Annotated in this window: 16 protein-coding genes and 1 pseudogene; 14 read left to right on the forward strand and 3 right to left on the reverse strand. The window is 47.7% G+C overall.

What is annotated here, in order from left to right; translation table 11 throughout:
- Positions 1–28 precede the first annotated feature (28 nt).
- Positions 29–1264, forward strand: a complete 1236-nt coding sequence (locus IPL71_RS23095) for an MFS transporter (RefSeq protein ID WP_345325724.1) — start codon at positions 29–31, stop codon at positions 1262–1264.
- A 57-nt stretch (positions 1265–1321) separates the two neighbouring features.
- On the opposite strand, the gene IPL71_RS23100 is transcribed toward IPL71_RS23095, so the two are convergent.
- Both IPL71_RS23100 and IPL71_RS23105 read right to left on the reverse strand, forming a co-directional pair.
- Complete coding sequence (locus tag IPL71_RS23100) at positions 1322–2056, reverse strand: hypothetical protein (RefSeq protein WP_345325726.1); 735 nt, start codon at positions 2054–2056, stop codon at positions 1322–1324.
- 85 nt (positions 2057–2141) lie between these two features.
- Complete coding sequence (locus IPL71_RS23105) at positions 2142–2438, reverse strand: FmdB family zinc ribbon protein (protein WP_345325728.1); 297 nt, start codon at positions 2436–2438, stop codon at positions 2142–2144.
- Positions 2439–2696: 258 nt separating this feature from the next.
- On the opposite strand from IPL71_RS23105, the pseudogene IPL71_RS23110 reads away from it, so the two are divergent.
- From IPL71_RS23110 to IPL71_RS23135, 6 genes and pseudogenes are all read left to right on the forward strand, one after another.
- Positions 2697–2888: pseudogene (locus IPL71_RS23110) on the forward strand (Rdx family protein); the annotation flags it as partial.
- Between the two features lie 3 nt (positions 2889–2891).
- Positions 2892–3878: a tryptophan--tRNA ligase gene (gene trpS / locus IPL71_RS23115; protein WP_345325730.1), complete on the forward strand. Its 987-nt coding sequence runs from the start codon at positions 2892–2894 to the stop codon at positions 3876–3878.
- 82 nt (positions 3879–3960) lie between these two features.
- Positions 3961–4398: a D-aminoacyl-tRNA deacylase gene (gene dtd, locus IPL71_RS23120; RefSeq protein ID WP_345325732.1), complete on the forward strand. Its 438-nt coding sequence runs from the start codon at positions 3961–3963 to the stop codon at positions 4396–4398.
- Position 4399: 1 nt separating this feature from the next.
- Positions 4400–5713, forward strand: a complete 1314-nt coding sequence (locus IPL71_RS23125) for a hypothetical protein (protein ID WP_345325734.1) — start codon at positions 4400–4402, stop codon at positions 5711–5713.
- A 6-nt stretch (positions 5714–5719) separates the two neighbouring features.
- Positions 5720–6214 carry a nitroreductase family deazaflavin-dependent oxidoreductase gene (locus IPL71_RS23130; protein ID WP_345325736.1) on the forward strand — a complete coding sequence of 165 codons (495 nt, stop codon included), beginning with the start codon at positions 5720–5722 and terminating at the stop codon, positions 6212–6214.
- A gap of 174 nt (positions 6215–6388) precedes the next feature.
- Positions 6389–6598, forward strand: a complete 210-nt coding sequence (locus IPL71_RS23135) for a cold-shock protein (protein WP_345325738.1) — start codon at positions 6389–6391, stop codon at positions 6596–6598.
- A gap of 175 nt (positions 6599–6773) precedes the next feature.
- Here the strand turns inward: IPL71_RS23135 and IPL71_RS23140 are convergent, their stop codons facing one another.
- Positions 6774–7520, reverse strand: coding sequence for a nitronate monooxygenase (locus IPL71_RS23140; RefSeq protein ID WP_345325740.1), 747 nt, complete (start codon positions 7518–7520; stop codon positions 6774–6776).
- An 86-nt stretch (positions 7521–7606) separates the two neighbouring features.
- Between IPL71_RS23140 and IPL71_RS23145 the strand changes: the two genes are divergently transcribed.
- The 7 genes from IPL71_RS23145 (at position 7607) to IPL71_RS23175 (ending at position 13508) form a co-directional block, all read left to right on the forward strand.
- Positions 7607–8749, forward strand: coding sequence for a CaiB/BaiF CoA transferase family protein (locus IPL71_RS23145; protein ID WP_345325755.1), 1143 nt, complete (start codon positions 7607–7609; stop codon positions 8747–8749).
- Positions 8750–8794: 45 nt separating this feature from the next.
- Positions 8795–9160: a hypothetical protein gene (locus tag IPL71_RS23150; protein ID WP_345325742.1), complete on the forward strand. Its 366-nt coding sequence runs from the start codon at positions 8795–8797 to the stop codon at positions 9158–9160.
- Positions 9161–9334: 174 nt separating this feature from the next.
- Entirely contained in the window at positions 9335–9586 is a 252-nt protein-coding gene (locus IPL71_RS23155) for a hypothetical protein (RefSeq protein ID WP_345325744.1), read from the forward strand.
- A 778-nt stretch (positions 9587–10364) separates the two neighbouring features.
- On the forward strand, positions 10365–11009 hold the full coding sequence (locus IPL71_RS23160) for a histidine phosphatase family protein (RefSeq protein ID WP_345325745.1): 645 nt from the start codon (positions 10365–10367) through the stop codon (positions 11007–11009).
- Positions 11010–11596: 587 nt separating this feature from the next.
- The gene (locus tag IPL71_RS23165) at positions 11597–11821 is read left to right on the forward strand and encodes a hypothetical protein (RefSeq protein WP_345325747.1); all 225 of its coding nucleotides are present in this window, start codon (positions 11597–11599) and stop codon (positions 11819–11821) included.
- 282 nt (positions 11822–12103) lie between these two features.
- A complete protein-coding gene (locus IPL71_RS23170) occupies positions 12104–12670 on the forward strand; it encodes a GNAT family N-acetyltransferase (RefSeq protein ID WP_345325749.1) in 567 nt (188 codons plus the stop codon).
- 295 nt (positions 12671–12965) lie between these two features.
- On the forward strand, positions 12966–13508 hold the full coding sequence (locus IPL71_RS23175) for a hypothetical protein (protein WP_345325751.1): 543 nt from the start codon (positions 12966–12968) through the stop codon (positions 13506–13508).
- Positions 13509–14788: the final 1280 nt, after the last annotated feature.

The raw sequence follows: 14788 nt of genomic DNA on the forward strand, positions 1-14788 counted from the left end.
TGTTGAAAATCTTTTTAAAGGAATGTAAATGACCAACCTCGAATCCATTGCCAGAAAAATTACAGGTATTCTCTTTGCACAGCAATCTCTCGCATCGGCTGGTTTTATCGCCGCATCTACACTGAATTCAATTGTTGGCAAGGAGCTTAGTCAACATGCCACTTGGGCGGGCGTGCCAACTGCAGTCTATCTTTTGGCTGGTGCGTTTGCTGCATTCATGTGGGGTTATGTTTATGATGCGATTGGCCGCCGCAATGGCTTGACCACCGGCTTAAGTATCGGCGTTGTGGGTTCAGGCATTGCGTTTTATGCGATTGCCATTCATTCCTTCACGATCTTTCTTGGCGGCATGGTCTTGATGGGCATTGCCAATGCGGCCGTTCAACTTGGCCGTTTCGCAGCGGCAGAAGTCAACCGCCCCGAGCATCGCGGACGTGCGATCTCAAACGTCGTCATCGGCGGCACGGTCGGCTCGGTGGTTGGTCCGTTCGTTGCCGGGCCAGCGGGGAATATCATCGGTTCATGGGGCATTGATGAACTCGCGGGCGCGTATCTTGTCAGCCTGGTGTTATTTGCAATTGCGGCTGTTGTTGTATTTATCGGTTTACGCCCCGACCCGCGTGAGATCGCAAAACAAGTTGCAGAAGAATTTCCCGATACCATTGTCCGCTCGCGGGTGGTACGAAACATGTTCCAGATCTTTAGCCAGCCTGCCGCAAAGGTGGCGCTGGTCAGCATGGTACTCGGTCAAATGGTGATGGTACTGGTCATGGTCATCACATCCCTGCACATGCGCGGACATCATCACGATTTGACCAACATCTCAATGGTCATCTCTTCACACACATTTGGCATGTACGCCTTCTCAATTATTTCAGGCCGCCTCGCGGACCAGTGGGGGCGTGGGCCGGTCATCATTGTCGGCTCGGCCACACTGGTGCTGGCTTGCATCGCCGCCACGATCTCTCCCGATGTCCTGCCATTGGGCGTTGCCTTATTTTTGCTGGGCCTCGGTTGGAATTTCTGCTTTGTGGGCGGCTCCACTTTGCTGGCCGATCAGCTCTCCCCAGCCGAACGCGCACGCACACAAGGCTTCAACGACCTGCTCGTCGGACTCGCATCCGCTGTTGGAAGTTTGGGAAGCGGATTTATCTTCGCCGCGCTGGGATATAACACGATGGCATTGGTCAGCGCTGCATTCGCTTTGATTCCCCTGATCCTCGCTTCTTTCTGGACCTTGAAACGGGTACGAAAAACCGGGTAGTATCTTAAACAAAAAAAGAGCGAGACCGTGATGGCCTCGCTCTTTTGATTCTATTGTTTATCTATTTCTTCTTTGCACTTGCGCTGCCTTTAGCGCCAAACGATTTAACCGCACCAGCGGCGGAAGGCTTGGCTGTTGGTTTTTCGCATTTTTATCGATCAAATTGGAAGCGCCTTTACCGACCATGGCAAATGCCATATCCAAACTTTTTGCGGCAGTGGCTTCATCCAGACCGGTCTTCTTTGAGAGTTCCTCGATCATGCCGCTGTTTTCCAAAATACTTGAGTCGATCTTGCCCGATCCCATTTGATCGAATACCTCTTCAAAGTTAAATGAATTTGAGTCACGGCCAGAAGCGGGGTGGTGAGCCAGTAATTTATGCGCCACAAAAGAGACAACGATCATGGCAAGTTCAGGGGAAATTTTGGCTTTCTTTGCAAGCGGCTCAATGAAAGGTTGAAGCAACAGCATGACCGGGTCGTTTGCCGCAGACTGGCTTCCACCTTGCCCGCCGCCCATGACGGCTTCCAGCATGCCCATCATGCCGCTCACACCAGCCGCCTGTGGTTGTTGTGGATTTGCACCCTGTGATTGCTGTTGACTCGCATTCAGGAATCCGCCGAGCAGACCCGCCACATCTCCAGCATCCACGCCATCAGACAGGTTCACCCCGCCTTGTGACTGTCCGCCGAGCAGGCCTCCGATCAGATCGGTCATCGGGTCGGCGGTGTTTTGGGTCGTTCCCTGTTGACGGGAATCGACAAGCGCTTTAAGAATATCTTCCATGGACATATGAGGTTTTCTCCTTATTTACTTGCATAAAAAATGATAACAAAAAGCGCGGCGCAATTTGCACCGCGCTTTCTCAAAACCTATTTTATTCCGAACTCTCGCTCTTTGAAGGCTTGCTTTCCGTACTGGCGGAAGCGCTTTCCTTCTTCTCAGCTTTCTCGGCTTTTTCAGCTTTTTTTGCGCTGGATGTGTCTCCCGAAGGTGACTTGTGATCTGTCGCGTAAAAACCTGAACCCTTAAAAATGATCTTGGTCGGCGTAATGACTTTCTTAAGCGCCTTCTTGCGGCACTCAGGACAGGTCTTTAATGGGGCGTCGGTGAAGGATTGGTGGCGTTCAAATTGGATCCCACAGGCTTCACAACGATAAGTATAGACTGGCATTTATTTTTTCTCCTTGCATAACTTTCGGAACAACGTGCGCGATTATAGCGCGGTTGACAGGCCGGGGCAAGCCTTGAACGCGCCATGTTATAATTTTCTAACATAAGCGTAATACATCCTGAGCGAAGGATTGAGCGTTCTTTTGCGAAATCCGCAGCCGAAGGATCGTTATTAACGAATGCATTATATAGAAAGCGGAGAAATCACATGCTCACCATCGAGATCATCTACTGCGCAGTCTGACACTACACCAACCGGGCCGTGAGCCTGGTGGATGAATTGCTCAAAAGTTACGAGCACGTGATTCAGTCGGTGGCGCTCATTCCCTCGGACGGGGGCAGGTTCGAGGTCAGCGTGAACGGGGAGTTGGTCTTCTCGAAATTACAGGCGAAACGTCATGCAGAAGCGGGCGAGATCGTCAATCTCATTCATAAAATGGTTGAAGGATAAAGAATGGCAAAAAAAGGCAGAGTTTTTTCGGGCGCGCGCCCAACTGGTCGTCAGCATCTTGGGAATTATTTGGGTGCGATGAAGAATTATGTCGCGATGCAGGAAGATTATGAATGCGTCTATTGTATTGTGGATGTTCACGCGCTGACCACGGTGGAAACCACTCAGGAATTAAGACAGAACACAATGGAAATGGCGCTGGATTGGCTCGCGGCCGGGATGCGCCCTGAAGATTCGATCATCTTTGTGCAGTCACATGTGCCGCAGGTGATGGAGTTGCACACCTATCTTTCCATGGTGACGCAATTGGGCAAGTTGACCGACCTGCCGACCTTTAAGGAAAAAGTCCGCCAGCAGCCTGAGAATATCAATTATGGGCTGGTCGGCTATCCCGTATTAATGACCGCTGACATTGTCCTCTACAAAACGGACGTGGTCCCCGTGGGCATTGATCAGGCGCCGCATATCGAATTTGCGCGTGAGATCGTGCGCTCCTTTAATTATCGCTATAAGACCAAGGTCTTAATTGAGCCGCAAGTGAAACATACCGAAGTGCTGAAAGTGGTCGGCATTGACGGTAAAGATAAGATGGGCAAGAGTTTGAACAATCACATCGAACTCGCCACCACACCCGAAGTGACGGTTAAGCGCGTGAAGGAAATGGTCACCGACCCTGCACGACAAAGGCGCACTGACTCGGGCAACCCTGATGTGTGCAACGTGTTTACCATGCACAAACTTTTCTCTCCTCAGGAAGAAATAGACATGATCAACAGCGAATGCCGCACTGCAGGCATCGGCTGTGTGGATTGTAAGATGCGCTTTGCCGCCAACCTTAACAAACATCTGGAGCCGTTCCGCGCCAAACGCGCCGAACTGGCCGCCGATCCCAATAAGATTCAAGACATTCTGCACGACGGCGCCAAACGCGCGCGTGCCATTGCCGAACAGACCATGGTCGAAGTGCGCGAAGCCATGCAGTTGCCGTAGGAAGTGCCGGGAAGTAAAAAGTGAGAAGTAAAAAGTACACACCTTCTCACTTTTTACTTCTCACTTCTGAACTTTTCTCCCCATGCGTTTATTAATCCAACGAGTTTCACAGGCCAGTGTCACAGTCAACGAGCAGACTATTTCCCAGATCGGAAATGGTCTGTTGATTTTATTGGGCATTGGTCACGGCGATGGGGAAGAGCAGGCGGCATTCCTGGCTGAGAAAACCGCCAACCTGCGCATCTTTGAAGATGAACAGGGCAAGACGAATCTTTCAGTTCTCGATGTAAAAGGCGAGGCCATTGTCGTTTCGCAATTTACTTTGTATGCCGATGCGCGCAAAGGCCGCCGCCCATCTTTTACTGATGCCGCGCTGCCCGAGGTTGCTTCTCCGCTTGTGGATCGCTTCATCGAATTATTGCGCAGTCATGGTGTGCCGACTCAAACCGGTCAATTTGGCGCGCATATGAAAGTCGAAATCCACAACGACGGGCCGGTTACGATCTGGCTGGAGAAATAAAATGTCAGGCTCCAACCAAAAAGTAAAAATACTGCTCGCGTTTATTTTTCTGACCTACGCCATCATCCGCTTAATCACAAATCTGCCTGCGCGGTCTGCGCCGCGCGAGTTGGTGGATACCGCCGCCTATCTTAGAATTTCACAACAGCCCGTTTCAGATATTCGCTTTTGGGGAGATAAACGTCCGCTGGTGTTTCCGCTTCTCTTAAAAATTTCAGAACAGAATACCTCGCTGACATCTTTGCTGCAAACCGGATTCGCAATCCTTGCCTGGGGACTGCTTGCCCTCTTCGTCAGCGCATCCATGCGGACTGTCTGGCTGCAACTGTTATCCTTTGGCATGGTCCTCACTTTGAGTCTCGTGCGGCATCTCGCCAACTGGGACTATGTCATGATGACCGAGTCTCTCTCTGTCTCGTGGTTCGTGCTTTTCCTCGCCCTCGGCATCTGGCTCACTCACGGCTGGCGCGTGGACAAAGTCATCGCTCTGTGCGTTGCCGGTCTTTTTCTTGCATTTACCCGCGATACAAATGCCTATCTTTTATTAATGCTGGCCGGTATGTTGATTCTTGCTGTTATTTTCCGTTGGGCGCAGCCGCGAGTATTAATCCTCGCCGCTTTTTTTCTCTTATCTTTTTTACTAAACAATATCAACTCTGAAACCGGCGCGCGCTGGATCTTCCCATTAAATAACATCGTTGGCCGCCGCATTCTCTTAAGCACAGAAGCCGTGCGTTCTCTTGAATCCTGCGGAATGCCGGTCACACCGGCCCTGCTAGAGATGGTCAACAATTATGGGCACAGTCAAGACAGCGCCTTCTACACCAATCCTAAATTGGAAGATTATCGCATCTGGCTGGCAGCGCATGGCAAAACCTGTTACATGAAGTGGCTGTTATCCAACCCGATACGCAGTGTGGGCCAGTCGCTTAACCAATTTCAAGGATTGATCGCTTTTGCAGATGTCAGCAAATTCTTCGCCCGCGGATACGATCCGCTGTTGCCGTGGTTCGTTGAACCGTTTATCTATCCGGTGAAATTCATCCTCCCGTTGTGGGTCATTCTGACCATCGGCGCATTGATCGCGATCTGGAAACGTGCGTGGACTATAAATCCGCTGTGGGGCGTGTACATTCTGCTCAATCTGCCTATCCTGCCGCATCTCTTCATTACCTGGCACGGCGATGCCATGGCCCCGGAACGTCACGCGCTTTCTGTCGGTTTGCAACTGGCGCTCTGTCTTTGGATCGCAATTTTTCTTTTGTTTGATCAGTCTATGCTGCAACGAAAATCCACTAAAAAGGTAAATGGATAAACTCATATGACAACCCAAAAAATGCCCAATGCTTTTCAACGTTTTACCCATCGTTTCGCCATGATGCGTTCGGTTTCCGCCTTTCTCTCAATCGGACTTCATCGTCTGGATACGGTGGTCTTAAAAGTCACCAAAGGCAAACACACCGTCGCGGAACTGGTCGGCCTGCCCATGATCCAGAGCACAACCATTGGCGCAAAAAGCGGCGAGCCGCGCACCATGCCGCAGGTCAGCCTGATCGATGGCGAGAAGATCGCATTGATCGGCTCAAACTTCGGACAGAAGAATAATCCCGGCTGGTATTACAACCTTAAAGCGCACCCGCAATGCACCGTGAATCTCAATGGTCAGGTGGGTGAATATATCGCTCGCGAGACACAAGGCGAGGAACGCGAAAAATATTGGCAGATGGCCGTCTCGGTCTATGGCGGGTACGCGTTGTACAAGATTCGAGCCGCGCATCGCCAGATTCCGGTGATGATTTTGGAACCAATAAAATAATTGTCAAGATGAGAATTTCATGATAAAGTTGCGCTTGTAGGATGCAAGTGGCTTTTCGTTGTGGAAGTATGAAGATAATGAATCAAAGCACAACCTTTGAAACGTTTTGTTTAACCGCCCGATGAAAGACATACTGCGTCACCTTATTTTTTTATTTGCTGTAGGAGGCAAAAAATGTCTGATCGTGTAATCGGTACGGTAAAATGGTTCAATGGTACAAAGGGTTTCGGCTTCATCGAACGTGAAGGCGGCCCCGATGTCTTCGTCCATTTTTCAGCAATCAAGGGCGAAGGTTTCAAAAACTTGCAGGAAGGCCAGAAAGTCGAATTCACCATCGAAAACGGCCCCAAAGGTTTGCAAGCTGCTGACGTCGTAGTTCTCTAATTCTGAACCGCACAAAAGAGTCTCGCTGAAAAGCGGGACTCTTTTCTTTTACCAGAGCTTACGCAAAAAATGGACTGCGGACTTTAGTCCGCTTCTCATACTGAAACCGCAGACTAAAGTCTGCAGTCCGAAAAATTTTTGATGAATTCCACGCCCCCGGCTTTTTTCTACACTGTTAGAGCGCTTCTTTCGGGACCCAGAAACTGGCATCCATTTCGACAGCCATTGCCCCCGCTGACAGCATATCCGCCGCGTCTTGTTCCGTCCAGATGCCGCCTGCACCGATGATGGGCATTCCGAGCATCGCCGCCGAGTGGACAATATCCAGCGTGCGCGGAAATAATGACCGGCCATATAATCTGCCAGTTGTTAATTTATTTTCATCATTCATGATCGCCCCGCGCGGATTGGTGATGCTGATGGCCGCCGCGCCTTCCTGAATTAAGCGCGGGCCAAGGGACAGCACTTGTTCGGCGGGCAAAGAAAATATCAAGGGGATTTCTCCGACACACATTTCCAAGTTTAATAGAATAATATCGTTTGATAAGAGGGGAGCGAAGCCCAACTCGACGGCCATCACATTGTCCACGCCTTCGAGCATTTGCACCATGCGCATGGTCTCTTCAGGGCGGTCTGCCATGAGGTTGACGATGATGGGCATTTCGGCGCGGTTCCAGCGGGCTTCATGTTTTTTGAGTACTGCTGAGAGGCCGGGATTTGGCAGCCCGGAATGTAGCAGGAATCCGCCGGGGAATTCGATCAAGGCCGGTTGGGCAGCGGGCAGGCGCGAGCGCAGAGAGATCGGATTCGTAACGAAGGCGCCGAACGCGTCAAAGTTGATCCCCGCGCGTGGGTCGGGCGCGAATCCCAATAATCCCGCTGTGTTCATGATCGGTTTGCTAAAATATAAGTCACGTTTCATACTTGATGCCCAAACCTGACAGGTCTCATAAGAGTCGTGCCATTCAAATGATTTATGAAGACCTGTCAGGTTTTTTATAGGAGAGAATTATGCAAGCCTTACAAGGAATTCGTGTCCTGGATCTAAGCCGTGTGCTGGCTGGCCCTTATTGTACGATGGTTCTCGGTGACCTGGGTGCGGATGTGATCAAAGTGGAGCCGCCCGAAGGCGATGAGACGCGCGGTTGGGGGCCGCCGTTTGCGGAAGGGGAGAGCGCGTATTATTTGTGCGTCAATCGTAACAAGCGCGGCATGGTGATCAATTTGAAAACGGACGAGGGCAAAAAGATTTTGCGTGACCTTGCATTGCAAAGTGATGTGCTGGTTGAAAATTTCCGCCCTGGCACGCTGGAAAAATTTGGTCTGGATTTTGAGACCCTGCATGAATTGAATCCGAAGTTGATCTATTGCTCGATCACGGGCTTTGGTCAGACGGGTTCGATGAAGGATAAGCCCGGTTATGATTTTATGATTCAGGCGCTGGGCGGATTGATGAGCATTACCGGTGAACCCGAGGGTGAGCCAATGAAAACAGGCGTGGCGGTCGTGGATTTATTTGCCGGGCAAAATGCGATCATTGCGATTTTAGCCGCTCTGCAAGCCCGCACGTTGACAGGGGAGGGGCAGCATTTGGACATTGCCTTGTTTGACTCTCAATTAGGCTGGCTGGCGAATGTGGCCAGTAATTATTTGATCTCGGGGAATCTGCCGAAACGTCACGGCAATGCGCACCCGAATATTGTTCCCTATCAAAGTTTTCAAGCCAGTGACGGTTGGTTCGCAATTGCGGTGGGCAATGACCGTCAGTTCGCGCGCTTGTGCGAGATGCTTGGCAAGCCTGAGCTTGGCATGGATGAAAAATTCGTCACGAATGCTGCGCGTGTGCAAAACCGTGAAGAGCTCATTGCTTTGCTGGTTTCAATTTTCAAAACAGTTTCTGTTGCTGACTGGCTGCAAAAACTGGACGAGGCTGAAATTCCATGCGGACCGATCCAGAATTTTGAGCAGGTCTTTTCGATGCCAAATGTGCATGAGCGTGAGATGCTGGTGAAGATGACTCATCCCACGATCGGCGAGTTGCCGCTGGTCGGTTCGCCGCTTAAGATGAGCGATACGCCTGTGACATATCGCCTGCCTCCGCCGTTGATGGGAGAGCACACCGGTGAGGTGCTGAGGGAATTAAGTGACTAATTGCGCGTACATCTTGATTAATTTTGCCATGTATAATATTTATCTATGAGCGTACATTGGATCGAACACAAAGAAAAGAAGCTTATTTTCATTAATGCTGCCAACTTGTTGGATGACCATGTTTCATTGATTGCGAATCTTGAAACGCTGGTCTCTCTCTTGCAGTCAGAACCTAAAAAGTCTGTTTTGGCCCTGGCTGATCTGCGAAATACACACCTGAATAACACGGTATTAGTCGCACTGATGAGGCATGCTCTTCGCGCAGCTCCCTACTTTCGCAAAAGCGCGTTGGTCATTGAACCGAACCAAGCCAGAGAGATTCTGCTGGACTCATTTGGTTTTATCATTCAATATCCGCCCAAACGCTTTGGCGATCTCGATGCCGCCAAAGCGTGGCTGGTTAACGAGTAACTGAAATTTGTCGGTGCGGCACGCTTTGCGTACGCGCGGCTTGAGTTTTTAAGAATAGCAGACAGTCCACGCAAACGGTTGGGCCGCTCGTTTAAAAAAAATCTAGTTCATGAAGAAAAACTCTTCATTTCCAATTGTCAGGAATTTGAGACACTGGTAAGACAGGAGAGCCATATGGAAATTGATTTTGAGAAACTTACGACATCAATAAAGCAATTTGTAATTTTCTATGTGCAAGCATTCGTGGGAATCCTAACATCCCCCGCACAAACCTTTCCAAGTTTAATTAATTCAGAGGGTGGGAAATTTCCAATAATAAAAATCAGAACGTTAGATACAAAACCTTTTATTTATGCAGCAATAAGCTTAGTCATTGGGTTGCTTCTTGGGTCATCATTGTTAGTCAAAAATGCCCCACAGAAATAAACGGATGGGAAATCATTAAAACAATAATACCCTATTTGTTTCTTTGGTTACTTTACGGATTGGTTATTCATTATTTCGCAAAACTATTAAAGGGAACCGGGAAAATTGAAGACACGATAAGCAGTGTGTTTTATGTTCTTGGAACCCTTCATCCATTATTGATATTAATAGTATATATTAGCCGCCATTTATCCTGATTCTCTCATCTTTGATCCTACCCCCCTATAACGCCCCTTATTTTCCGGGCGGGTACGCTCCAAGTTACGATTCTACATTAAGGGATCCTGGAGTATATGCGACTATTATTCAAAAATGGGAAACCATTGACTTATTTGGTAAAAATTTCTTTGTTTTGTATTTCTTAGTCAGTTTCACACTGACAGCAATATATCTTTACTTTCCCATTTCTTATATACACAAATTTTCACTCATCCGAGTTATTGCAACATACCTTGTTGGTTTTTTTGCAACAATATTCTTTTCTTTTTAGCGTTAATAATAATCGAATTTTTTCCAATTCTAGTGTTTGCTATACAAACAATGATAAGAAAGGTAGCCCAATAGGGTAGAATTCTAATCATAAATATTAAGAGTTTATTTGTCAACGTTTGTTCGCGCCAAAATAACGCGGGCTAACAAAGCATGCACCCATGCGGGGATTCTGGCGGTTCAAGTGTTTTCCCGCCTTTCTTTTTCCAGTTGGATGGCTTCGCCGTCCCCGCCCCAACGCAGTCCATGCAAGCCGTTGGGTGTTTTTCTTCCATTTCAAAGTGAGCCTATGAATCCAAAACGCATAATTTTAGTTCGACATGGTCAATCAGAAGGTAATGTTGATAAACGCAAGTATGAAAATGTTCCTGATTTTGCTTTGAATCTCACAGAGGAGGGTATTAATCAAGCCTTAAATGCTGGCAAAGAGATTAAAGAAATTATTGGACAAGAATCCGTCCATGTTTACCTTTCGCCTTTCTATCGCACCCGCCAAACTTATGCACAAATAGCTAAAAACATTGAAGCCCATGTGATTAAAGTCTTTGAAGATCCGCGTATACGAGAACAAGACTGGGGACATTTTCGCCACCTCGAAGTAGGCGAAGAGATTGACAAAGAACGAGATAAATATGGCACCTTTTATTATCGAATCCCAGATGGAGAATCTTGCGCAGATGTTTACGATAGGGTTAGCACTTTTCTCGATACTCTTTATCGAGATTTTGCGAAACAAAATTATCCAGACAACACATTGATAGTAACTCATGGAATGACCTTAAGATTATTCTTAATGCGCTGGTTTCATTGGACTGTTGAGGAATTTGATAATTTGCAAAATCCTAAGAATTGCCAGGTTGTAATAATGCAAAAAGATAATAATAATCGCTATAATTTAATAAGTAATTTGGCTAAAAGAGATAGAAACACCTAACAAAGCATGCACCTGATGTTGGGGGCTGTGGTTATCCCAGGCATTTTCCACACTTCAGTATTTTCCGGTTGACGGCTTGCTACAGGTACATGCAAGCTGTTCAGCGGGGCGGCTCAATCAGCAGGTCACAATGTCGATGTATAAATTAAAGACCCAACGGCTTGATATAATTCCACTTACCCGGATCCAATTACCCGGACAATATCTTGAATATCCAGACTTGTTGGGTAATATCCGTAAAATCATCCAGGGTAGTGGAAAAATCGTGGCAAAATACCAGGAGAGATCCAGATGAAGAAGTCGAAGTTTTCAGAAAGCCAGATCGTAACATCCTGAAAGAGCGGAAGCAGGCATGTCGGCTCGAAGAGCTTGTTTCCGGCAACACGGATTTGGCAAGCATCCTTTTACAAATGGAACGTACAGCGGCATGTCGGCGGGCGTCTGAAACGACTAAGGAACTGGAAGAAGAAAATCGCACAGATGTATGCAAATTAGTCTGGAGCATGCGGTACTGAAAGACATTATCGAAAAAAACTTGGGCCAGAAGAGCAGCGCGAGCTGGTGACCTATGCGATCGCAGAACAGGGATGAGCGACGGGCGTGCCCACAGTGACTGCGCTCGCACCTATCGCGTTCCCGCGGGTTGTGACGGCCTTGAGGCGGTCCGCCGGATCGCATTGGAAGGGATTTACCGTGGTTTGGCAATTGCCGAGACAAAAACGGCTGGCGGCAAGGCTGCACTGCCGGGTGCCAGTGCAGTCCACAGACTTGGTCTCTGGATTTGGCGGCAGCCTTTGGCAGAACCATTCTGAACATTAGTTTGTCTCGTGAGGCGCTTTGGCGAAGTTGATCATTCATTGCCTGCAGAGCGTGTGGTGCGAGTGCTGGAAAATCTGCTGCTGGCATCTGCTCCGAAACAATCCGCATGGATAACGGTCCGGGTTTATTTCTCAAGATGGAGGGGGCAGAAAAACAGATTGGTTGCTCCACATCCAGCCTGGCAACCAGCTCAGAATGCATATATCGAACGCTTCGACCGCACATTTCGTGGGTGTTTTGGACGCGTATTTGTTTGAGGATTTGGATGAAGTCGTTTGATCGCAGAACACTGGCGAAGATTACAACACTATCCGTCGCAAGGGCATTACAGGGCTTATCGCCCCGCCAATACACAATTCAAATGCCTGACGCCTAAGCGTGTCTATTTATCTTTGGTATATAAATGGGTACGGTTGGAGCAGGAATTAGGTATTCCGATCTCACGAGAAATAGTTACCGAAAATACACAGCGTGCTATCCGTAAAAAACTCTCTAAGATGACTCATGCTGATCAAGCCCAATTGGCCTGGTATACATATTGGTTACTTGTTATTCGTACTGTGCCTTTCGGGGCAGGTCTGGTTGGCTTTAAAGGATTCCCCGACCAGAATGGTGAAGCTGAAATTGGATATGGCATAGACCAAAGTTACCAGCGACAAGGTTACACGACTGAAGCAGTGAAGGCGATGATCGCGTGGGCATTTGAAGAAATATCGTGTCGCGCAGTTGTTGCTCGTAATACCAAGAAGTCGAATTTGGCTTCACAGCGAGTATTCCTTAAAGCAGGTATGAAGGTTTATGAAGAATCAGAAGACGCTTTTTGTTTGAGAGTCGAGCGGTGATAATGCTCTCCAGCCGTAACAGCCTAAATAGGCAGCCTAAAAAGCGTGCATCTGATGTGCGGTATTCTGCGGCAAACTTCGTGTCGAGCAGTTTTTCAGTTGGATGGCTTCGCCGTCTCCGCCCCGGCAGACAGTCTACGCAAACGGTTGGGCGGTTCACTCAGTAGAAATTTCAGAATAATTATGGATGATTATCGTATGGCTGTAACTCAACGCCCCTTTTCAACCGAGCAAGACAAATATCTAATGTCCGCTCTGGCTCGCCAATGTCCAAAAATAATCCCATAATGTAGATTTGCCCTACCGTTTTAGTTCATGGGCGTTTGACAATCCTGAAAACATCAGTTTATGGTTTGATGAAAACCAACAACTTTTTTGCTTGGGCGGTACTTCAAACACCTTTTGGACTATTGATTATGTATGTCATCCTGAACAAGAATCGCATCTGCATCAAGAAATCCTTTCATGGGCAGACCAACGCGCTCAAGCAACACAGAATACGCTGTATGCGCGTCCTGCATGGTTTGTCATGGTTTTCTCTGGGCAAAATAACCGTATTCGCGACTTGGAAAATGCAGGTTTCAAATGTCAGTCGGATGTAGGCGAAGATTCTTGGTCAAAAGTGCTCATGCGTCGCTCATCTCAGACACCTGTAAAAATATATGAACCTCGCTCAGGTTTTATTGTTCGCCCATTGGCCGGAGAATCAGAAGTTCAGAAATATGTGGAACTTCACCAATCTGTTTTTGAAAGCAAAAACATGACGGTAGATTGGCGCACTCGCACGCTTCAACATCCTGATTACAAGCCAGATTTAGACATCGTTGTTAATCTCTGATAAACGTCTGGTTGCTTTTTTGTATTTGCTGGTTCGATGAAATTCAATGACAGGGCATGTTGAGCCATTAGGCTGGCAAAGATTTTCGACAATATGCTCTTGGGCGAGTCGCTCTTTCCAGAAGGATTACGCCGCCTCCAGTGCTCTGGAGCGCAGAATATTTTTGTTGAAACAGATAACTATCGGAATACTGCTTTCCGGCTTACGAGTCGTTTGATTTCCGACGATACAAGATGTTCAACGTATATCGAAGATTATGAAACCGAGTAGCATAGAGTCATTTCAAAACCACCGCCTAACAAAGCAGCACCCGACGCTGGGGGCGCTTCGCCGTCTTCGCCCCGGCAGACAGTCTACGCAAACGGTTGAAACGTTAAGGAACTGGAAAGAATCGATGGAGATCCTGAATGAACACAAAACTACTCATCGTCGATGGACACTGCTCAGTAGGTAAATCCAGTATTTCAAAAAGGGGTATATAAACAGATCGCCCTGACTCTTGATGTCTACTGGCTGCATGAAGAGTGCTGAAACTCATCCCATACGGCATCAAGAATTCACCTTTGGCGAATTGAATACTACTGAAGGCATGTGAATTAAATAGGGTTGGATGTTACAGAAGTGGATGGCATTTCGAGATTCAATCAAGTCGTTCGGGAAAGTGTGTGTGTTACTGAAGGATGTTTTTTGCATGCCTACGACCGGTATTTCTTATTCATAGTCTCTGAATGAGGATGATATCGTTACCTATTCTTCGCAGGTATTGAGGTCATCAACGAATTAAATCCCATCCTGGTTTTCCTCTATCGTCCAACCTTCGGGCAAGCCTGGAAAGCCTTTCTCGCCCGGGGGCAATGGCAGGCGCTGACCTAATGCTTAGAAGAGATGATTTGCATGTGTACTTTAAGCATCATGATTATGTAAACGAAAACAGTATGTCGGTTGCCATTGAATATGAAACAGATCAAGATGATGCAGATATTTGATCGATTACAGTGTTCAAAGATTAAAATAGATACAAGCGAAGAAAAATGGGACTCAGTATTCGCAGGAAATCACCACCTTTTTGGGTTTGATATGGGAAAGTGGGGATCTCATCCATGGGACATGCAGCAATATCTTGGCACCCATCGATGGCGGAACGGGAGCCGGGAGACTGAGGAATGGATCATTAATTATGACGATAAAAACAAATGTCTCTATACGTCTTTTATTTTGGCCATATATGCCTGGGCGATACGTAGCAGATCATGTTTGAGTTAATATCATTTCCTGTGGAA

Origin of the sequence: Candidatus Villigracilis proximus (genome assembly GCF_016717045.1) — a bacterium.
GTDB lineage: Bacteria > Chloroflexota > Anaerolineae > Anaerolineales > Villigracilaceae > Villigracilis > Villigracilis proximus.

Coding starts and splice junctions, on each gene's coding strand:
- IPL71_RS23100 (WP_345325726.1), bottom strand. CDS start 2,056: ATGTCCATGGAAGATATTCTTAAAGCGCTTGTCGATTCCCGTCAACAG.
- IPL71_RS23135 (WP_345325738.1), top strand. CDS start 6,389: ATGTCTGATCGTGTAATCGGTACGGTAAAATGGTTCAATGGTACAAAG.
- IPL71_RS23160 (WP_345325745.1), top strand. CDS start 10,365: ATGAATCCAAAACGCATAATTTTAGTTCGACATGGTCAATCAGAAGGT.
- IPL71_RS23130 (WP_345325736.1), top strand. CDS start 5,720: ATGACAACCCAAAAAATGCCCAATGCTTTTCAACGTTTTACCCATCGT.
- IPL71_RS23140 (WP_345325740.1), bottom strand. CDS start 7,520: ATGAAACGTGACTTATATTTTAGCAAACCGATCATGAACACAGCGGGA.
- IPL71_RS23125 (WP_345325734.1), top strand. CDS start 4,400: ATGTCAGGCTCCAACCAAAAAGTAAAAATACTGCTCGCGTTTATTTTT.
- IPL71_RS23105 (WP_345325728.1), bottom strand. CDS start 2,438: ATGCCAGTCTATACTTATCGTTGTGAAGCCTGTGGGATCCAATTTGAA.
- dtd (WP_345325732.1), top strand. CDS start 3,961: ATGCGTTTATTAATCCAACGAGTTTCACAGGCCAGTGTCACAGTCAAC.
- IPL71_RS23095 (WP_345325724.1), top strand. CDS start 29: ATGACCAACCTCGAATCCATTGCCAGAAAAATTACAGGTATTCTCTTT.
- IPL71_RS23150 (WP_345325742.1), top strand. CDS start 8,795: ATGAGCGTACATTGGATCGAACACAAAGAAAAGAAGCTTATTTTCATT.
- trpS (WP_345325730.1), top strand. CDS start 2,892: ATGGCAAAAAAAGGCAGAGTTTTTTCGGGCGCGCGCCCAACTGGTCGT.
- IPL71_RS23155 (WP_345325744.1), top strand. CDS start 9,335: ATGGAAATTGATTTTGAGAAACTTACGACATCAATAAAGCAATTTGTA.
- IPL71_RS23165 (WP_345325747.1), top strand. CDS start 11,597: ATGAGCGACGGGCGTGCCCACAGTGACTGCGCTCGCACCTATCGCGTT.